The sequence below is a fragment of the Hominenteromicrobium sp. genome (genome assembly GCF_046974225.1).
Lineage (GTDB): Bacteria > Bacillota > Clostridia > Oscillospirales > Acutalibacteraceae > Hominenteromicrobium > Hominenteromicrobium mulieris.
The window spans coordinates 17,479-37,601 of the sequence record NZ_JBKWAE010000003.1 but is presented as its reverse complement, the minus strand read 5'-3'; the positions used below and the strand labels follow the sequence as shown (position 1 = coordinate 37,601).

Here is a 20,123-nt window from a genome sequence, read left to right as displayed (position 1 = left end):
TGCAATTTGTCAACCCCTAAAATGCAAAAATTGAAGAAAATTTTCGGAAACCCTACTATTATATGGGGGAAACTGCATTTTGCATTGCAAATCGGCGGATCGTTTCAACGAGTTTTAAAGGTAAAAGGAAAAGTGAAAAAAGATGTTGACAAATTTACCCTGTGGTGATAGGATATAAGCAAGTTAAATAACCTATAAAATAAGTAGGTTTAATAAGCTTAGCAAAACAAGGCAAAGGAGAGACGCGATATGAACCCGTTTCCGTACAGTCGGCGATGTTGCGCCGCAGCCTGAAACGATACAAGAATGCAAACTCATTTATATAAAGTATTTTAAGGAGACTTTACCATGCGTGTATATCGCAAAATCACAGACCTCATCGGCGGCACTCCGCTTCTTGAACTCACCAACTACGAAAAAGCAAATGAATTGAACGCGAAAATCTACGCGAAGCTTGAGTATTTCAACCCGGCAGGCAGCGTAAAGGACCGTATCGCGAAAGCGATGTTGGACGACGCCGAGGAAAAGGGCCTCTTGAAGCCCGGCGCAGTTATCATTGAACCGACAAGCGGCAACACGGGCATCGGCCTTGCTTCCGTTGCGGCTTCCCGCGGTTATAAGGTAATCCTTACCATGCCGGAGACGATGAGTGTGGAGCGCCGCAACCTTTTGAAGGCTTACGGTGCGGAGCTTGTCCTCACCGAAGGCGCAAAGGGTATGCCGGGCGCTATCGCAAAGGCGAAGGAGCTCGCCGAGCAGACCCCAAACAGCTACATTCCGAGCCAGTTCACGAACCCGGCAAACCCGGCGGTGCACCTGAAGACGACCGGCCCGGAAATCTGGGCAGACACGGACGGCAAGGTCGATATTTTCGTTACAGGCGTCGGCACGGGCGGCACGCTCTCCGGTGTAGGCGCGTACCTCAAGTCGCAGAACCCCAATGTTAAGGTTGTCGCGGTGGAACCGGCTACCTCCCCTGTCCTCTCCGGCGGCAAGGCGGGCCCACATAAAATTCAGGGCATCGGCGCGGGCTTTGTGCCGGATACGCTGAACACCGACATTTACGATGAGATTCTCCCCGTGCAGAATGAGGACGCGTTTGCGACCGGCCGCGCGCTGGCACGCAGCGAGGGCGTTTTGGTGGGCATTTCCTCCGGCGCGGCAGTCTTTGCGGCAGCACAGCTTGCAAAGCGCCCGGAAAACGCAGGCAAGGTCATCGTGGCGCTTCTGCCCGATACCGGCGAACGGTACCTCTCCACGCCGATGTTTGCAGACTGATACAGCATACAAGAATCCAAACACATATTTTTGGGATAGAAAAATGAATGAGGGAAAGGGGCAAGGTTTTCGGGCTTTGCCCTTTTTCGCGAGTTTAAAGGAGTTTATAGAGGGCGTTTTTACAGTAAATTACCGGCAAAAATAAAACTCTTGAAAACCTACTAAAAACATGTTATTATGGTATAAAGTTTGCGGCGGACAGTGAGCCCGCTTGTTTTATTCCGGAAACGCTATTTTACATAAAGGATGGATACCGCATGAAAATTTCCACCAAAGGGCGCTATGCGCTGCGCATGCTGCTGGATCTCGCACAGCACCAGAATGACGGCTACGTCGCGCTGAAGGACATTGCCCGCCGTCAGAATGTCTCCAAAAAATATCTGGAGCAGATCGTGCCGATGCTCAATAAATCCGATATTCTTCTTGCAAGCCGCGGTTTTCAGGGTGGATATCGTCTGGCGCAATCGCCGGATAAATACACTGTGGGCATGATTCTGCGCATCACGGAGGGCAGTCTCGCGCCCGTCGCGTGTCTCGATCACGACCCCGTTCTGTGCGACCGCAGTGCAGACTGCATCACGCTGCCTGTGTGGCAGGGGCTCAGCCGCGCCATCAACGAATATCTCGACAGCATCACCCTGCAGGATATATTGGATCAGCAGCAGGCGACTTTCGTCAACGATTACAGCATTTGATAAAAAGATACCGCATTCGGTTTGTAGGCTGAATGCGGTATCTTTCTATTTGATTTGAAATCACTCGCCGGAATTTAACAGTGCTTCGGCTTCATCTGCGTCCATTTTGTCTACGTTATGCAGTTTCCTTTGAATTGTCGTATTTCTCTTTTGCGCAGCCTCGATACTTGAACCGGCTTCATCGATTTTCTTCTTTGCTTTAGCAAGGAGAGATTCAAACAAATCATATTGTGAGCTTACGGCACTGAGCGTCTTTTGAATTTCTGTTGTCTTTTTGTTTAGTGCGATAGTGCGGAAACCGACATTCAACGTGTTGAGAAACGCGGTGATTGTGGTCGGACCGCAGATCATGATGCGATACTTGTTTTGGATTTCCTCGCACAAGCCGGGGCGGCGCAGCACCTCTGAGTAAAGCCCCTCGGTAGCAAGGAACATAATGGCAAAATCCGTCGTTTTTGGGACATTGATGTACAGCTCGGCAATCGTTTTTGCCTGATTTTTAATGTTCTGCTCCAGAGCCTTTTGCGCGGCTTCCAGAGCCTCTTTATCGGCTTTTTCGGCAGCCTCGCAAATGCGTATGTAGTCTTCCTGCGGGAACTTGGAGTCGATGGGGAGCCATACGGTCTCGCCGTCTTTTTCACGGGAGGGGATCTTAACGGCGAACTCGACGCGCTTTGTATCATTTTTCGTAGATACGTTGCAGTCGTACTGGTCTTTGGTGAGTGTTTGCTCCAGTATATTGCCGAGTTGCACCTCTGCCCATGTTCCGCGCGCTTTTACATTTGTCAGCACGCGCTGGAGCGCTGTCACATCGCCGGTGATCTTACGCATTTCGCCGAGTGACTCGTAAACACTTTTAAGCTGCTCGCCGACGACTTTAAAGCTGCTGTCCAGACGTTTGGAAAGCGTATCTGTCAACTTTTCATCGACGGTCATGCGCATCTGTTCAAGCTTCTTTTCGTTGTTTTCTTGTAGAGCAGTTAAGCTTTTTGTAAGCGTTTCATTGATATGTTCATTTTGCCGTGCGCTGACCTCGCGCATTTGCTCAAGTTTTTTCTCAGTGCTTTCCTGCAAAGCTTTTAGGTTTTGTGTTAAGGCGCTGCTTATTTTTTCATTCTGCTCCATATTGGCTTGACGCATTTGGTCGAGCTTCTTTTCATTGCTCTCGAGTAGTGAATCGATATTCTTCGTCAAGGTTGTGCTGAGCTTTTCGCTTTGCTGCGTGTTGATTTGCTGAATTTCGCGTATCAGGGCGTTCATTTCGCTCAAACGGCTGTTTAAGCTTTCGGATGTTTCTTTTCGACTACGTGAAAACTCATCGGCAATATAGGTTTCAATATGCTGAAAATTGCTTTCGTAATTCGTATTTGTTGCAGTATTTTCACTTTTTGGCTTCTTGAGAAGAAAGACAATCTGCAAAATAAGAACAATTGTAATGAGTCCAATCAAAATATATAGCTCCATTTTCATTCTCCTTTGTTTTTTCTCATGTTATCACAAGTGATTTGAAAAGTAAACAACCGATCTATAGTTATATGTAGAAAAGCTCTCCCGAAACGAATTCGGGAGAGCTTTTGTCATACAATGTTATTATATTTGCTTGCGGACGATGGTGTATTCGTCGCCGGGGCGGTAGTACGGGCAGTTTTGAAAGCGGCCGCCGATGAACTGGGCGGTCTCATCCTCGTCTAAGTCCATATCGCAGACATAGAAGCCGTACTCATCGTCGTACTCGTAATACAGGCAGTCTTCGCATTTTGAGGTATTTTCAAACATGCTATCGCCTTACAGAACGCTTTGCAGGAACTGGCGCGTGCGGTCGTGCTTCGGATTTGTGAAGATCTCCTTCGGGGAGCCTTCCTCCAAAATCGCGCCATCATACATGAACACCACGCGGTCTGCCACTTCGCGGGCAAAGCCCATTTCGTGCGTGACAACAAGCATCGTCATGCCTTCTTCCGCAAGCTCCTTCATGACGTTCAGAACGTCGCCGACAAGCTCCGGGTCAAGGGCGCTGGTGGGCTCATCGAACAGCATCATTTTCGGTTCCATGGCGAGCGCACGGGCGATGGCCACACGCTGCTGCTGGCCGCCGGAAAGCTTTGCGGGGTAGGAATCGAGCTTATCGCCGAGGCCGACCTGATTTAAAAGCTTCACGGCCTTTTCTTTGGCTTCCTTTTCCGGCACGCCCTTCACGTTCATCGGGGCGAGCATGACGTTTTGCAGTGCCGTTTTGTGCGGGAAGAGGTTGAAGCGCTGAAACACCATACCCATCTCAAGCAAAATAGCGGCGCGCTCTTTATGCGGCAGCTTTACCTGATTGTGGCCGTTCACGCGGTCTTCGATGAGCTTGTCGTCGATCCAGATCTTGCCGCTCGTAGGCTTTTCAAGGTGGTTTAAAGAGCGCAGATACGTCGACTTGCCGGCGCCGGACGGTCCGATGATGACGACCACTTCGCCCGGCTCTACGGTGAGGCTGACGTTTTTCAGCACATCTACGGAGCCGAAGGACTTACAGATATTTTCCGTTTTAATGATAGACATAGCCGTATTCCTCCTTATTCGTAGATGGACAGGCGCTTTTCAAGGCGATTGAAAATAACGGTGAACACGCCGGTGATGATGAGGTAGATGATCATAGCCGGGATATAAACGAGAGCGCTCGCCTTGTTGGAAGCGATAATCTTCGTCTGGTAGGTCAAATCGGTCAGCGCGATGATGGACACAAGAGAGGTATCCTTCAGCACCATGACGAACTCGTTGCAGATCGGCGGAATCATGCGGCGGTAGGCCTGCGGGATGATGACAAGGCGCATCGCCTGCGAGTGGGTGAGACCGAGCGCCGTGGAGGCTTCAAGCTGGCCTTTATCGATGGACTGAATAGCTGCGCGGATGATCTCCGCGAGGTAGGCCGCGACGTTCAGCGAGAACGCGATCCAAGCGGCCAAAAAGCGGCTCTGAATATTGAACGCCGGAACGAGCTGCGGCAGCGTGTAATAGAGGAAAAACAGCTGCATCAGAAGCGGCGTGCCGCGGAAGAAGAAGATGTACGCACCGCACACGGAGCGGAGTACGGTGTTTTTGGAGATCTTGCCGAGGGCAAGAAACACGGCGAGCACGAGTGCCGTCAGCACGGAGGTGACGGAAAGCGCAAGCGTTACGCCGGTGGCCTGGAGCAGCGCCGGCATCCAGCCGATGATTTGTTGAATGGCGTTCATGGTGATATCCTTTCCGATATAAATGGGGCAAGAGACCTCAAAACGGGGCCTCCTGCCGAATTTTCATTTTACGTTATTGCGCTTATGCGTCCTTCTTTGTGACGATGACGAGCTGGTTGGAGAGGTACGGCTCGGTCATTTCATACGCTTCCTGACGCTCCGGGGTGATGGAAACGCCGGCGATGATCATATCGTACTGGCCCTTATCGAGGCCTGCGAAAACGCCGTCGAAGGAGGTGTTGACAAACTCGACCTCAAGGCCGAACAGCTTACCAATCTCTTCTGCCATATCAACATCAAAGCCCTGATACACAAGGCCGCTGTCGTCGGTGTACTCAAGCGGCGGATAACCGGCCTCAAAGCCAATAGTCAAAACGCCGTCCTTAACGGTCTTGACCTTGCTCGGGTCAACGGTCGGTTCCTCGGTGACGTTGCGCACGCCCTCGGTGACATCGGTGCCGAAATGCTTCATGGCGAGCTCGGAGATTTTGCCGTTATAATAAAGCGTGTTGATGGCGTTTTCGGTCTGCTCCAAAAGGTCTGTGTTGCCTTTCTTGATGCAGACGCCCATCGGTTCGCCTTCGTCGCTTTTCCAAACGCTCTGGAATTTAGAGTCGTCGTCTGCGAGGTAATACGCCGCGACAACGCTGTCTACGTACACGGCATCTGCACGGCCGAGCGAAACGTCATCAAAGCACTGCGTAATCTTTTCATACGGGAGAATCTCGACGTCAACGCCCTCTTCCTGCATTTTCTGCAGAGCGTCGTGGGCGGTGGTGCCGGTCTGCACGCTGACTTTGGCGCCGGCGAAATCGTCCGGGCTTTCAATCTTCTTTGTACTGGAGCTGCTGCATGCGGTGGCGGAGAGTGCCATTACGCCGGCGAGCACGGCAGCAAGGATTTTCTTCATTTTCATGTGTTTTGTCCTTCTTTCTCAATTTTCCCCGATAATAGAGATACAGTCGTTTCACTGTACCAATCGATTAGAATACTTGTATTCTACCCCCAAAACCCGTTTGGGTCAATAGCGAAACTGCCAAATTAATGTATATTTATACATATATACATAGGTATTTTTCAAGATTTGTGGGTAAAATCGGCGTTTTTACTTCAACGTGACAATGACAAGCTGATTCGAGACATACGGTTCCGTAAGGTCATACGCGGCCTGACGTTCCGGCGTAATGGACACGGACGAGATAATGACGTCGTACTGCTCTTTATCAAGGCCCGCAAAAATGCCGTCCCACGCAGTGTTGACAAACTCGATGTCTACGCCCAGCACCTCGCCGAGCGCTTTTGCAAAGTCGATGTCGAAGCCCTGATATTCAAGCCCTGCGTCATCGGTGTACTCCATCGGCGGGTAGCCGACTTCCACGCCGACGGTTAAGGTGCCGTCCTTGAGCGTTTTAAGCTTAGAAAGGTCAAGCACCGGCTTTTCCGTCACATTGCGCACACCGTCCACATCGGCGGCGGAGCCGAAGTGCTTTTCGGAAAGCTGCGCCATGGTGCCGTCATAATATAAGGTATCAATCGCACCTTCGATGAGCTCTTTCAAATCGTCGTTACCCTTTTTAAGACATACGCCGATTGGCTCGCCGGTTTCGCTCGTCCATGTTTTCTGGTATTTCGTATCGTCCTCCGCGAGGTAGTAACCCGCAACGACGCTGTCCACGTACACGGCATCCACGCGGCCGAGTGCGAGGTCGTCAAAGCACTGCGTCACCTTTTCGTACGGCAGCACGTTGATGTTCATGCCCTCGTCCTGCATATCCTGAATGCTTTCGTGCGCGGAGGTCGCCGTCTGCACGGAAATTTTCGCGCCCTCAAAGTCCGCCGGGCTTTCAATCTTCTTCGTACTGCCCGAACATGCCGCAAGTGAGAGCATCATAGCGCCAACTAAAAATGAAGCGCAAACCTTTTTAATTTTCATTTTACATTCACCCTTCCGCAATATACCTTTAAGCTTTGGTTTGTATAATTTTGAAGATGAATGTATTTTACGCCGATTTCATTCAAAAATCAAGCGGAATAATGCACAAATTAATGTATATTTATACGTATATACATGGTGAATTTTGAAAAAGAAAAGCCTGCGTTGTGCAGGGACTCAAAATGAGAGTTGCATAACGCAGGCTTTTAGGATTCGGTTTAGTCCATGTAACCGCCTTGCATGGGGGAGTGTGCCGTTTGCGTGAAGCGCTTTAAAACGCCATGCGTGTAGCGGCTTTTAAACGGTGGCAGCGCTTTGCGGCGCTCGTTAAACACGCGCTGCACTTCTTCCTCGCTGCATTTTTCGCCGTTGATACCGACGACGCGCAGAATACGCTGCGGAATGTCGATCTCGATAAGGTCGTTTTCTTCGATTAAAGCGATGGGGCCGCCCTGTGCGGCTTCCGGCGAAATATGGCCGATGGCGGGACCCTTGCTTGCGCCGGAGAAGCGACCGTCCGTCAGCAGCGCAATGCTGGCAGAAAGCTCCGGGTCGCTCGAAATGGCTTCGGTGGTGTAGAACATTTCCGGCATACCGCTGCCGCGCGGGCCTTCATAGCGGATGATGACGGCATCGCCCGGCTGAATTTGGTGCGTTAAAATGGCGTGGATGGCATCTTCCTCGCAGTTGAACGGGCGCGCCTTCAGAAGCGCCTTGTGCATTTCCTTCGGCACGGCGCTGTGTTTTACGACCGCGCCGTCCGGGGCGATGTTGCCGCGCAGAATGGCAATGGCGCCGTTCGTGCCGATGGGATCATCGAACGAGCGGATGATATCCGTGCGCTTGAGACCGGTTTTCTTTAAATAGGTATCACACTTCTCGTAGAAGCCGTTTTTCTTTAAATCTTCCAGATTTTCGCCGAGCGTTTTACCCGTGACGGTCATTACATCGAGATGCAGGTGGTCTTTGATTTCCTCCATGATGCGCGGTACGCCGCCTGCATAATAGAAGTACTGCGCGGGCCACTCGCCTGCGGGACGGATATTCAAAAGATAATGCGCGCCGCGGTGCATGCGGTCGAACGTATCCGCGTCGAGCGGAATGCCGAACTCATGCGCGATGGCGGGCAGGTGCATCAGCGTGTTTGTGGAGCCGGAGATGGCCGCGTGTACCATGATGGCATTTTCGAACGATTTCAGCGTGACGATATCGGACGCTTTCACGCCCTTTTTCGCGAGTGCCACGGCGGTTTTGCCGGCTTCCTCCGCTGCAACGGAAAGATCTTCGCAAGTGGCGGGCATCAGCGCCGTGCCGGGCAGCATGAGGCCGAGCGATTCCGCCATAATCTGCATGGTGGACGCGGTACCCATGAACGAGCATGCACCGCAGGAGGGGCACGCGTGGTGCTTGTAATACGTGAACTGCTCCTCGGTGATCTCGCCGCGCTCAAACATGGCGCTGTATTTGCCGATCTGCTCCAGCGTTAAAAGGTCGGGACCCGCGTCCATCACACCGCCCGTCACGAACACGGCCGGAATGTTGATGCGGCCGATAGCCATGAGCAGCGCAGGCACAGATTTATCGCAGCTTGCGAGGAAAACGCCGCCGTCAAACGTTGTCGCGTTGGCGTGAATTTCCACAAGGTCGGCGATGATGTCGCGCGAGGGCAGGGAATAATTGATGCCATCGTGCCCCTGTGCCATGCCGTCGCAAATGTCGGTCGCAAAGTAAAGCGCACCCTTGCCGCCCGATTCGTATGCGCCCCGGCTTGCTTTCTGCGCCAAATTTAAAAGGTGCACGGAGCCGGGGTGGCTCTGCCCGTAGGTGCTTTCAATTAAAATCTGCGGCTTTGTGAGGTCCTCCTCTTTCCAGCCCATGCCCATGCGCAGCGGGTCCATTTCCGGCGCAAGCTTGCGAACTTCCTGACTTTTCAACATGTTGATTCCCTCTTTGATGATAACTTTATGCGGCAGCAAATGCGCCGATCTCAAAATCGGCATAGGTGCCGTCTTTCTTCTGTTTTGCGGTGCAGTCTAAAAAGTAAGAGGCACCGTCCCCGGCACGCCATTTTTCGGCGTCAAACGTCAGTGTGCCGTTTTCGTCGTTTTTCTCCGTGATCTTGAATAAGCAACCGTCTTCCCACAAAAGCTCGTCCGTTTTTAAGTAGCCCTCGTCTTGCAGCTCCTTAAACGTGAACGTGAGCGGGCGGCGCTCGGTAAGCTCGCCGAACCGCCATGCGATCGCCTGTATCTCGCCTTTCGTCAACGGTGTCTCGGTCAGGTCAACGGAGACATATTCGGTGTCGCTTTGCAGCGCTTCGTCCGTGTTGAATAATTCCTGCAGCACGGACAAATACAGCGCGCACCGCCCATCCGTTTCGCCTTCGCGCACGGTGATCTTTTGCACGTCATCGGGTTCGCTTGGGTAAATGGCTTTGATATAGCCGCCGTAGGTGACGTCTACCGTCATGCCGGGGATGAGGTCATCCGGCGCGTCCTCCGGCCTTGCGCAGCGGTATACGCCGTCGTCTTCCCCGGCGAGTAAAAGCTGGTTGCCCGAAATATCGACGAGGCGTGCGGTGAGCGTTGCAATCTCGGCAGCGCTCGGTTCCGATGCGATGCTTTGCGGTTTATCTGCACCGCCCGAGGATGCCGGTGCGCTTTGGCACGCGGTGAAAAGCAGAATGATGCACAAAAGAAAAGCGAATAAAGAATTTTGTAAACGGGTCATAAGGCCAACTCCTTTCACTTTATAGGTAGGAAAAAGGGATCACGCGGTTACAAAATCATCATAGCAGATTTAGAAGTCTGTTACAAGATATAAATACTTTTTGTTTTGACTTTTGTGCTTAAATTGTCTATACTGTGTACAAGTTGACAAAAAGGGAGCGAAAGCTATGCGGCAGGTAGTTGTAAATGATTTGGTATTCGGCAGCGGCAGAATGAAAATTTGTGTGCCGGTGTGCGAGAAGACAACGGAAGCGGTTTTAGACGCCGTAAAAGAGATCAAGACCACCCCGGCGGATCTTATCGAATGGCGCATCGATTATTTTGATGAGGACATGTTTGCGGCAGCGCCGGAAATTCTTAAAGCAGCCGCGCCGTTGCCCGTGCTATGCACATTCCGCACAAAAGCGGAGGGCGGCGAAAAAGCGATAGATCCCATGGACTATTTTGCGATGAACGCGCAGCTGAGCGCCTTGGGTGCGCCGCTTGTCGATTTAGAGCTTTTCCTTTGCGAGCAGTACGACGACATTGCAAAGGAGACCGTTCAGGCCATGCACGATATGGGTACAAAGCTTATCATCTCGAACCACGATTTTTCCAAAACGCCTGCACGCGAGGAAATCGCCGACCGCTATAAGCGCATGATGGCGTTAAATGCCGACCTGCCGAAAATCGCCGTGATGCCGCAGAATGAGCGCGATGTGATGGTGATGCTGGCGGCGATGAATGAATCCACTGCGTTCTGCGGGCCGCTCATCGGCATTTCCATGGGCGAGCTCGGCAAGGTGACGCGCGTGCGCGGCGGGGCGTTCGGCTCTGTGATGACGTTTGCGTCAAAAGGAAAAGCCTCCGCACCGGGACAAATCGATGCAGAGACTTTATCTAAAATGCTGAATGAAAATTAAGGTTTAGAAGTGCTTTTCAAGCGTGAATACGGTCTTCACTTCGCCGACGGGCGTGTCGTTGTCGTTAACGGTAACGCCGTTGTTAAGCGAGACGAGCATCTTATCGGTATCGGCGTTATAGTAGCCGATCTGGCGGAAGATCTCGCGGATGATGAGCGGCCAGACCGCCTCGGTGCCGTCCTTAATCTTGAAGGAGATGCCGATGCGCTCCTTTTTAAGGCCGATGCCGTACACGCCGTTCGCGCCGCCCTTTGCGATGATGTTCGCATCATGGTTGATGAGGGAGCACAGGTAGCCCGTGCCGCGCATCATGTGCGGATATTCATGGATACGCGGGACAAAGCGGCGGGCAGCGTCCTGCAGAACGTCGTCCTGAATGGTATCGATGCACGCGAGGTTCTTATATGCCGTCGCGATGTTCTTCATCGGGTAAGCGAACACCGGCACGCCGCAGCCGTCGATGCCGATGACGACCTTTTCTTCCGGGTACTCGGAGAGCACGCTCATGGTGCGCAGCACTTCGTTCTGTCCGACGGAGCCGACCTTCCAGTAATCCTTCACGTCGCCGCCCATTTCACGCTGGGTGAGCATGAGCGCCGCGTGCTTGCCGCTGCAGTTGTGGTAGAGCTTCGACTTCGGCAGACCCTGACGGATGCGCTCTTCGTTTGCTTCCGTAGAGCCCGGCACGGTCGGCTTCATGATGAGGTCTTCCGGGTTTAAGTCGGCCTTTTTCATGATGGATTTCAAGGCGTTGACGTGGAAGCTTTCGCCGAGATGCGAGCCTGCGAACAGCACGGTTTCTTCATCGGTAAAACCGTATTTTTCGTCGAGGCGATGCGCGATAACGGGCAGCGCCTGTACGGGCTTCGAAGCGGAGCGGTAGAAAACCATGGCCTCCGGGTCGCCTGCGGAGTAGATGACCTTACCCTTTTCATCTACAATGCTGATGTAGCCGTAATGCGTCAGGTCCAAAAGCCCGCCGCGGAATTCTTCTGTTAAACGAACGGTATCTGACATAATCTCGTCCCCTGTCTTTAGAATTTAACGATTTATCTTTCTTTTTACGTTCAAAGCTATTATAATCTTTTTTAGAGGATTGTAAAGGCATTTGTGTGAGAATAGTCGAAAGTGCAAAAAGCGGTGTGTTTTAAAGCGCCGCAGATAGGACAAATAAACGAAAGTTGGTATAAATATGAAAGAAAAAGTATTGTTTGAGGTTTGCTGCGGTTGCTTTGAAGACGCCGTACAGGCCGAAAAAGGCGGCGCAGACCGCATTGAACTCAACTCCGCGCTGTTTTTGGGCGGCCTTACGCCGAGCATCGGCACGGTGCAGGCCGTGAAAAATACACTGAAAATTCCCGTGATGTGCATGGTGCGCCCGCGCGAGGGCGGCTTTTGCTACACGGATTTCGATTACATGACTTGCTGCCGCGATATGGAAGCACTGTTAAATGCAGGCGCGGACGGCATCGTCTTCGGCTTTTTGAAGCCGGACGGCACGGTTGACACCGACCGTTGCGCCGATTTTATCGGGAAAATCAAGAAAATCAACCCGAACGCCGAGATTGTGTTCCACCGCGCCATTGACGTGGTGCCGGACGTATCTAAAGCGCTCGATGATCTTATTGCCCTCGGTGTAACGCGCGTTTTGACGAGCGGCCAGCGTGAAAGCGCGATAAAGGGCGCAAAGACTGTGAAAAAGATGATCGAATACGCAAGTGACCGCATCGATATTCTGCCCGGCGGCGGCATCAACACGCAGAATGTCGGGGAATTTATCAACGAGACCGGCACGCACAGTGTACACGCCTCGGCGCGCTCCCTGCGGCACGACACAAGCGTCTGTGGCAACCCGGAGATCTTTTTCGGCGGTAAATTGAACGGCGTGGGTATCCCGGAGAACGAATATAAAGTGACGGACAGCGCTTTGGTGCAAAACGTCGTTGCAGCAATCGAAGCGCGGTGAGCTTTACCCGGAGAAAGGGGATTTTAGGTGAAAAACGATATTGACAGCATTTTGGACGCACTGTTTTCCGGCGGCAAGCTGAATGTGGGCAGCGGCACGAAAAGCCGCGCCGCAAAAGACGCCGAGGATTTTTTGAACAGCATCGAAAAAACGAATGCCAACATGCAGAGCAGCCTGAATCGGCAGATCAGCGACCTCGATAAGCTGACGAGCGACGCGCAGCGCAGCATGGACGAAATGCGCCGTCTGCTGGACGCCGAGGGCCTGACCGGCACGCCCGAAATGGAAGCGCCGAAAGCGGAGACCGCAGAAAAAAAGCCGAAGGCAAAGGGCGCGGAGGAGCCGCCGCAGGACCCCGCGCAGTCGTTCCGCGAGGCGAGGGAAGCGACGGGCAGAACGGTCATTGGGCAGGACGCATTTTTGGACAGCCTGTTCACCGCATTTCGCCGCCCGAGCGTGACGGGGCGCGAAAACGGCAAGCCCGCAGCGGTCGTCGTGATCTCCGGCAAAGAGGGCACAGGCAGGCACAGTGCGCTTGCGGCTTCGGCTGCGGCGCTCTGCAAAGAGGGCGTTTTGAAAAACGGCGAGGTCACGAACATCGACCTTTCCCGCTACCCGAACGCCGAAGACGGTAAATTACTCACACAGGATCTTTTTTCCGCGCTGCACAGCGAAAACGATATTGTGCTGTTTGAAAATTTTGAGCAGTGCCACAAATCTTTGCTGCCCATGGTGGCGGCGCTGTGCGAGACGGGCGTTTTAAAATTAGCTTCGCGTTATGCTTTGCAGAAAGGCATGCTCATCGATGTCGGCACGGCGCTTGTGCCCGATGCCGTCAGCGAAATTTCCGTAAACGGGAAGTACCTCGTCTTTTTGACGAGCCAAAAGGACAGCGCGTTCACCGATGCGTTCGGCGCGGCATTTTTGTCCTCCGTCACGGATTTCTGCCGCACGGCGGAATTCACGCGCGAGAGCCTGCTCAGGATCGGCGAAGCGGCGCTCGGTGCATTAAACGACAGCACAAAGGCTAAGCTAAACTACGCGTTCACGTTCGGTGAGGATGCCTCGGCGTTTTTGGCGGATAAATTCAGTCGCCGCGACGGCGTGGAGAGCATGGCGCGGCTGACGGAACGTTGCTTCCGCCTTTTGAGCGAAGAAAAGCTGCGCCGCGCGGAAAAGGACGGTGAAAAGACCGTTTCCGGCACACTCGGCGTAAAAGACGGTGTGCTCGCGTTCACATTCCCGGATTTTGCCGTCACGGTGGAAGAAGAGAAAAAGCATGCGGCAGACCCGAAAGCCGCCGAGGAAGTGAAATCGGAGCTTAACGAGATCATCGGACTTAGTGAAGTGAAGGACTACGTGCTGTCGCTTGAGCAGAACTATATCATTCAGCGGCTGCGCGAAGCGCGCGGCATGAAGGCCGATGTGCCCACCATGCACATGATCTTTACCGGCAATCCCGGCACGGGCAAAACGACCATTGCAAGGCTCGTTTCACGCTATTTAAAAGCCATGGGCGTACTGAGCGGCGGGCAGCTGATTGAAGTCACGCGCGCCGACCTTGTAGGCAAATACGTCGGTCACACCGCACCGCTCACGCAGCAGGTCATTCGCTCTGCGCTCGGCGGCGTGCTGTTCATCGATGAGGCATATTCGCTGTACCGCGGCGCAGACGACAGTTTCGGACTGGAAGCCATCGATACCATCGTCAAGGGGATGGAGGACCACAGAGAAGACCTTATCGTTATTTTGGCGGGCTATACAAAAGAAATGGAGGAGTTTCTCACGGCGAACTCCGGCCTGCGCTCGAGATTCCCGAATATCATCGAGTTTCCGAATTATACGGCGGAGGAGCTGCTGGCCATTACAAAGCTGACCGCAAAGAAAAAGGGCTATACGATCGATGAAACATGCGAAACGCCGCTGCTTCAATATTACGAAAAGCGGCAGGCAACGGACGCCAGAACGGCGGGCAACGGACGCTTGGTGCGCAATTTGGTTGAGGACGCGATCTTAAACCAGTCTCGCAGATTGACGGGCGGAGACGTGACAAGGCTGACGGAAGCGGAGCTTGCGGCGCTTTTAAGCGAGGATTTTGACCTAAGCGAAGGATAGAAACGGTGTGAAACCGCATGAAAATGATGAAAGTGTAAACATTTATCGATTTCTCTTGCAACTTTTAAAAGAAAGATTTACAATACAAGATTGGAGAGACCGAAAGTTTCAGTAAACTTCCATTCTGTGATAAGCGAAAGACAACCGAGCGAATAAAGTTTCGCCCGCCTTTTCAAAGGCGGCGGATCCCAAGGGCAGCGCCTTTGGTCACTTTCCGCAGAAAGCGAATTGCGCGGTCCCTCCAAGAGCGTTTATCCAAACCGTAAATTATTGCGAAAGGGCATGAGAATATGACGAAAATCGATATTTTTTCCGGCTTCCTCGGCGCAGGCAAAACCACGCTGATCCGCAAGCTGATCTCCGAAGCTTTTAAGGGCGAAAAGCTCGTCCTCATCGAAAACGAGTTCGGCGAGATTGCCATTGACGGCGGCTTTTTGCAGGACGCCGGCATTGAAATCACCGAGATGAGCCAGGGCTGCATCTGCTGCAGCCTTGTGGGCGACTTCGGCAAGGCGCTGCGTCAGGTGCTGGAGACCTACCACCCGGACCGCATTTTGATCGAGCCGTCCGGCGTAGGCAAGCTGAGCGATGTGATCCGTGCCGTGCAGAACCTGCACATGGAAGACGTTACGCTGAATAGCTTCACCACCGTTGCCGATGCAAACAAGTGCAAAATGTACATGAAAAACTTCGGCGAGTTCTATAACGACCAGATCGAGCACGCAAACTCCATCATTCTGAGCCGCACGGACGGTATCAAGCCCGAAAAGCTTGAAGCCTGCGTCGCTCTGTTGCGCGAGCACAACCAGAACGCCACCATCATTACCACCCCGTGGGATCAGCTCACCGGCGCACAGATTCTCGAGACGATGGAGCACAAGAATACCCTTGAAGAAGAGCTGAAGCTCCTTGCCGAGGAGACCGAGCACGAGCACCACCATCACCACGATCATGACCACGATGAGCATGACGAGCACTGCACCTGCGGCTGCCACGACCACCATGACGACGATGAAGACGAGCACCACCATCACCACCATGACCATGATGAGCATGACGAGCACTGCACCTGCGGCTGCCACGACCACCATGACGATGATGACGAGCACGAACATCACCACCATGACCATGATGAGCATGACGAGCACTGCACCTGCGGCTGCCATGACCACGATCACGAGCATCACCACCATCATCATGCCGACGAGGTGTTCACAAGCTGGGGCACCGAGACGACCCGCAAGTTCACGAAGGACGAGATCGAGCACATCCTCGAGGAGCTCGACAACAGCGAAAAGTACGGCATGATCCTGCGTGCAAAGGGCATCGTCGCAGGCCGGGACGGCGAGTGGATCCACTTCGACTATGTGCCGGAGGAGACCTCTGTGCGCAACGGCAGCGCCGGTGTCATCGGCCGCCTGTGCGTCATCGGTTCTCACATCAACGAGGCCGCGATCGAAGCGTTGTTCGCGTAATGCGGGCTGAACCTTACAGAAAGGCGGAATATTGATGGATGATATGCCGGTTTACCTGTTTACGGGCTTTCTCGAATCAGGCAAGACCTCTTTTATAGACGAAACGCTTGCGGATAAGCGTTTCAATAACGGGCAGCGTACCTTGCTGCTCGTCTGCGAGGAAGGCGAGGCGGAGTACGACGAGTCCCGCCCCTACATGAAGAACATCTATGTGGAAAACATTGAGGACGAAGACGAGCTGACGAGCGAAACGCTTGACATCCTCGCGAAAAAGCATCGCGCTTCCCGTGTGCTCATCGAGTACAACGGCATGTGGCAGCTGAAAACGCTGTACGACAACATGCCGGAAAACTGGGCGGTCTATCAGGAATTCATGTTCGCGGATGCGACGACATTCCTCACTTACAACGCCAACATGCGCGGCCTTGTTGTGGATAAGCTCTCCGGCTGCGAGTTGGTCGTGTTCAACCGCTTCACGAAGGACATGGACAAAATGGCGTTCCACAAGATTGTGCGCGGCATCAGCCGCCGCCCGGACATCGCCTACGAGTACACGAACGGCGACGTCGAATACGATGAGATCGAAGATCCGCTGCCGTTTGACATCAATGCGCCGGTCGTAAAGATTGAAGACGGCGATTACGCGCTGTGGTACCGTGACCTTTCCGAAGATCCGAAGAAGTACGACGGCAAGGTCGTCGAGTATAAGGGCCTTGCAGCCGTGAACCCGCGCATGAAGCCGGGCATGTTCTTCTTCGGCCGCCAGCTGATGACCTGCTGCGTGGAGGATATCCAGTTTGCGGGTCTGCTTACGCTGTGCGACGCGGACAAAATGCCGGAAAACGGGAAGTGGTACACCATGCGCCTTTCCGTTGCGTATAAGTGGCACAAGCTCTACGGCCGCAAGGGTCCGGTTCTGACGCTTCAGAACATCGAGCCTGCCGAAGCGCCCGCGCAGCCCGTTGCAACGTTCTATTAAGCTTAAATTCATTGCCCGTTGGCTTTTCAAAAGTCGGCGGGTAATTTTTTTATTTATTTTTCTGTATACGGTGTCGAAAGTGCGCGATTTATGGTATACTAAAAATTACTTAAATATATGAAATGAAAATGGTGATAACTTTGCATACATATCAGCTTGTTTTGCCCTGCCTTTTGGGTGTTGAGGGTCTTGTAGCGGAGGAGCTCCGCGATATGGGCGCGGAAAATGTCGCGCCGGAAAACGGACGTGTGCTGTGCGCAGGCTCCCCGGAGATGATCGCCCGCGCGAATATCCGCTCCCGCTTTGCGGAGCGCGTGCTCGTTCTGCTCGGTACATTTGAAGCGAAAAGCTTTGAAAGCCTGTTTCGCGGCGTGAAGGCCCTGCCGTGGACGGAGTGGATCGGCCGCGACGACGCGTTTCCGGTCAAGGGGCGGTGCTTATCGAGTCAGCTCATGAGCGTGCCGGACTGTCAGGCCATTATCAAAAAAGCTGTGGTGGAAAGCCTCAAGGAGGCGTATAAGCTGGAGCATTTCCCGGAGACGGGCGCGAACTACCAGATTCAGTTTTTAATTATGAAAGACAAGGTCAGCATTATGCTGGATACGAGCGGCGCGGGGCTGCACAAGCGCGGTTACCGAAAAAATTCCAACGAAGCGCCCATCAAAGAGACGCTTGCGGCGGTCATGGCAAAGCTTTCCCGTGTGCGCACGGACGGCACGCTCATCGACCCTTTCTGCGGTTCGGGTACGATTTTAATCGAGGGCGCCATGCTCGCCATGCACATTGCGCCCGGCCTGCGCCGCCACTTTGCGGCGGAAAAGTGGAAAGCTGTCCCCGGAAATATCTGGGACAACGAGCGCATTGCCGCAAAGGCACTTGAACGTCGCGATGAGGGCTTTTTGGCGTTCGGCTATGACATTGACCCCGAAGCCGTGCGCCTGACGCTTGAAAACGCGAAGAAAGCGGGCGTTGCGCAGTATATCTCCGCAGAAGTGCGCGACATCAAGGATTTCAGCAACGACGGCCCGTTTGGCTGCGTCATCTGCAACCCGCCGTACGGCGAGCGGCTTTTAGACGTGAAAACGGCGGAGGACATCTACAAAACGATGGGGCGCGTCTTTACGCCGAAGCGCGGCTGGAGCTATGCTGCCATCAGTCCGGACGAGCGGTTTGAGACATGCTTCGGTAAAAAAGCCGACCGCCGCCGCAAGCTCTACAACGGCATGATCCGCTGCCAGTATTACATGTATTTTAAGGCATAAAAGATGCTTTAGGGGAGGGTACATATGCGGAATGTTTATATCATCAACCCAAAAGCCGGCAAGCACGACCATACCGTGCAGTTTATGGAGCGCATCCGCGCCGTGCATGCCACGCACGGGGAAGAACCGGAAATTTATCTCACACAGCGTGCGGGCCATGGCGAGGAGCTGGCAAGAGCGGCCGCCGAAAAGGACGATGCGGTGCGCATTTGGGCTGTCGGTGGCGACGGCACGGTGCTGGAGGTTGTGCGCGGTGCGGAGTTTCACAAAAACGTCGCCGTGGGCGTATACCCGTGCGGCAGCGGCAATGACTTCGTGCGCTCATTCGGCAAGCGCGAAGTGTTTTTGAATCCGGAAAATCAGCTGGCGGGCAAGACTGTGTCCATCGATATGATCCGCACGCAGCACGGCGATGCCGTGAACATCTGCTCTGTGGGTTTTGACGCCAAGGTGGCGGCGGAGATGAATTATTATAAGCACCTGCCGTTCGTTTCGGGCGAGCTTGCGTACACCATTTCGCTTGCAAAGTGCTTTTTGGGGCACCTTGCGGACAAAATGACCGTAATGTTTTACTATGCGGACGGCACAAAAGAGACCGTTACGGGCGAATTTCTGTTCACGCTTGCGGGCAACGGTCGCTGGTATGGCGGCGGGTACTGCGGCGCGCCGAACGCGGTGATAGACGACGGTCTGCTCGATTTTGTGCTGATCCGAAAGCCCGCCTATTTCCGCATTCCGGGCCTTGTGCCGAAGTATAAGCGCGGTGAGCATTTAAGCAACCCGGCGTTTTCCGACCTGCTCGTTTACCGCCGCGGCGTGAAGATCGAAATTCAAAGCGAAAATGAAGTCGTCAGCAATATGGACGGCTTGTGCATCAAGGTGAAAAGCGAGGAATACAACATTCTGCCGCACGCACTGAATTTCATTTTGCCGCGCGGCGCGGCATTGCCGAAGGAGCCGAAAAATGCGCGGTGATACACTCGGAAAAGCGGAAATCTTAACGCCGCGCCTGCGCCTTAGACGCTTTTCCATGCAGGACATGAGCGGCTTTCTGCTGTTTGCCGCCGATGCGGATACCATGCTGCGGGCGGGCTCAAAGCCGGTTTCTACACCGGCGGAGGCGGAGAGTGAATTGAGGCGCGCCGCAGACGACCCGTATGCCTTTGCCATCACCCTGCGTGAAACGGGCGAAGTGATGGGCAAGATCAAGTATCAGCGCGATTACTGCCGCTATAATACGGACAGTATTTCGATTGGCTACGAGCTTTCGCGCCGCTACCGCCATAACGGCTACATGACGGAAGCGCTGCGCGCCATGGTGCAGAACGCGTTTGAAGTGATGAACGTCGAGGTTGTCGCCATCAGCCACTTTGTGGGCAACGAGCCGTCAAGAAAGGTCATTGAGCGCGCGGGATTCATCTTTGAGGGCGTTGTGCCGTGCGGCTTTAAGCGGTTTGACGGCGAAATTTTTGACAATGTGTGTTACTCCATCCTGCGTTCGGAGTACGATACGGGGCTCATTTCGTCCGTGCGACGCATGCGGTAAAGCTTACAAATCAATGTGCATGCCC

The 20,123-nt window shown here is 53.5% G+C and carries 19 protein-coding genes; 10 read left to right on the top strand and 9 right to left on the bottom strand.

Annotation, left to right across the window (positions count from 1 at the left end; genetic code table 11):
• Positions 1-348 precede the first annotated feature (348 nt).
• Both cysK and ACLTX1_RS03180 read left to right on the top strand, forming a co-directional pair.
• Positions 349-1,278: a cysteine synthase A gene (gene cysK / locus ACLTX1_RS03185; RefSeq protein ID WP_395506766.1), complete on the top strand. Its 930-nt coding sequence runs from the start codon at positions 349-351 to the stop codon at positions 1,276-1,278.
• 257 nt (positions 1,279-1,535) lie between these two features.
• On the top strand, positions 1,536-1,973 hold the full coding sequence (locus ACLTX1_RS03180) for an Rrf2 family transcriptional regulator (protein WP_308448671.1): 438 nt from the start codon (positions 1,536-1,538) through the stop codon (positions 1,971-1,973).
• A gap of 60 nt (positions 1,974-2,033) precedes the next feature.
• Here the strand turns inward: ACLTX1_RS03180 and ACLTX1_RS03175 are convergent, their stop codons facing one another.
• From ACLTX1_RS03175 to ACLTX1_RS03140, 8 genes are all read right to left on the bottom strand, one after another.
• The gene (locus ACLTX1_RS03175) at positions 2,034-3,233 is read right to left on the bottom strand and encodes a DNA recombination protein RmuC (protein WP_308448698.1); all 1,200 of its coding nucleotides are present in this window, start codon (positions 3,231-3,233) and stop codon (positions 2,034-2,036) included.
• Positions 3,234-3,563: 330 nt separating this feature from the next.
• Positions 3,564-3,749, bottom strand: a complete 186-nt coding sequence (locus ACLTX1_RS03170) for a DUF6472 family protein (RefSeq protein WP_308448672.1) — start codon at positions 3,747-3,749, stop codon at positions 3,564-3,566.
• A gap of 9 nt (positions 3,750-3,758) precedes the next feature.
• A complete protein-coding gene (locus tag ACLTX1_RS03165) occupies positions 3,759-4,517 on the bottom strand; it encodes an amino acid ABC transporter ATP-binding protein (RefSeq protein ID WP_308448673.1) in 759 nt (252 codons plus the stop codon).
• Positions 4,518-4,531: 14 nt separating this feature from the next.
• Entirely contained in the window at positions 4,532-5,191 is a 660-nt protein-coding gene (locus ACLTX1_RS03160; protein WP_176820818.1) for an amino acid ABC transporter permease, read from the bottom strand.
• 82 nt (positions 5,192-5,273) lie between these two features.
• The gene (locus ACLTX1_RS03155) at positions 5,274-6,107 is read right to left on the bottom strand and encodes a transporter substrate-binding domain-containing protein (protein WP_316519502.1); all 834 of its coding nucleotides are present in this window, start codon (positions 6,105-6,107) and stop codon (positions 5,274-5,276) included.
• Positions 6,108-6,296: 189 nt separating this feature from the next.
• Complete coding sequence (locus tag ACLTX1_RS03150) at positions 6,297-7,124, bottom strand: transporter substrate-binding domain-containing protein (RefSeq protein ID WP_412330453.1); 828 nt, start codon at positions 7,122-7,124, stop codon at positions 6,297-6,299.
• Positions 7,125-7,342: 218 nt separating this feature from the next.
• Positions 7,343-9,058, bottom strand: a complete 1,716-nt coding sequence (gene ilvD, locus ACLTX1_RS03145) for a dihydroxy-acid dehydratase (protein ID WP_412330515.1) — start codon at positions 9,056-9,058, stop codon at positions 7,343-7,345.
• Positions 9,059-9,086: 28 nt separating this feature from the next.
• A complete protein-coding gene (locus tag ACLTX1_RS03140; protein ID WP_412330452.1) occupies positions 9,087-9,854 on the bottom strand; it encodes a hypothetical protein in 768 nt (255 codons plus the stop codon).
• A gap of 166 nt (positions 9,855-10,020) precedes the next feature.
• Between ACLTX1_RS03140 and aroD the strand changes: the two genes are divergently transcribed.
• Positions 10,021-10,755 (top strand): type I 3-dehydroquinate dehydratase, encoded by a 735-nt coding sequence (gene aroD / locus ACLTX1_RS03135; RefSeq protein WP_308448678.1) that lies wholly within the window; start codon positions 10,021-10,023, stop codon positions 10,753-10,755.
• Positions 10,756-10,758: 3 nt separating this feature from the next.
• On the opposite strand, the gene ACLTX1_RS03130 is transcribed toward aroD, so the two are convergent.
• On the bottom strand, positions 10,759-11,772 hold the full coding sequence (locus ACLTX1_RS03130; protein WP_412330451.1) for an asparaginase: 1,014 nt from the start codon (positions 11,770-11,772) through the stop codon (positions 10,759-10,761).
• 175 nt (positions 11,773-11,947) lie between these two features.
• Here ACLTX1_RS03130 and ACLTX1_RS03125 point away from each other — a divergent pair, with 175 nt between their 5' ends.
• The 7 genes from ACLTX1_RS03125 (at position 11,948) to ACLTX1_RS03095 (ending at position 20,098) form a co-directional block, all read left to right on the top strand.
• Positions 11,948-12,721 carry a copper homeostasis protein CutC gene (locus ACLTX1_RS03125; protein WP_308448680.1) on the top strand — a complete coding sequence of 258 codons (774 nt, stop codon included), beginning with the start codon at positions 11,948-11,950 and terminating at the stop codon, positions 12,719-12,721.
• A 27-nt stretch (positions 12,722-12,748) separates the two neighbouring features.
• The gene (locus tag ACLTX1_RS03120; protein ID WP_412330450.1) at positions 12,749-14,836 is read left to right on the top strand and encodes an AAA family ATPase; all 2,088 of its coding nucleotides are present in this window, start codon (positions 12,749-12,751) and stop codon (positions 14,834-14,836) included.
• A 290-nt stretch (positions 14,837-15,126) separates the two neighbouring features.
• Complete coding sequence (locus ACLTX1_RS03115) at positions 15,127-16,311, top strand: GTP-binding protein (RefSeq protein WP_412330449.1); 1,185 nt, start codon at positions 15,127-15,129, stop codon at positions 16,309-16,311.
• 34 nt (positions 16,312-16,345) lie between these two features.
• Positions 16,346-17,290, top strand: a complete 945-nt coding sequence (locus ACLTX1_RS03110; RefSeq protein WP_308448683.1) for a GTP-binding protein — start codon at positions 16,346-16,348, stop codon at positions 17,288-17,290.
• Positions 17,291-17,418: 128 nt separating this feature from the next.
• Positions 17,419-18,552, top strand: coding sequence for a THUMP domain-containing protein (locus ACLTX1_RS03105; protein ID WP_176820807.1), 1,134 nt, complete (start codon positions 17,419-17,421; stop codon positions 18,550-18,552).
• Between the two features lie 24 nt (positions 18,553-18,576).
• Positions 18,577-19,527: a diacylglycerol/lipid kinase family protein gene (locus ACLTX1_RS03100; protein ID WP_412330448.1), complete on the top strand. Its 951-nt coding sequence runs from the start codon at positions 18,577-18,579 to the stop codon at positions 19,525-19,527.
• Complete coding sequence (locus ACLTX1_RS03095) at positions 19,517-20,098, top strand: GNAT family N-acetyltransferase (RefSeq protein WP_412330447.1); 582 nt, start codon at positions 19,517-19,519, stop codon at positions 20,096-20,098. Before ACLTX1_RS03100 ends, ACLTX1_RS03095 begins: the two co-directional genes overlap by 11 nt.
• Positions 20,099-20,123 lie beyond the last annotated feature (25 nt).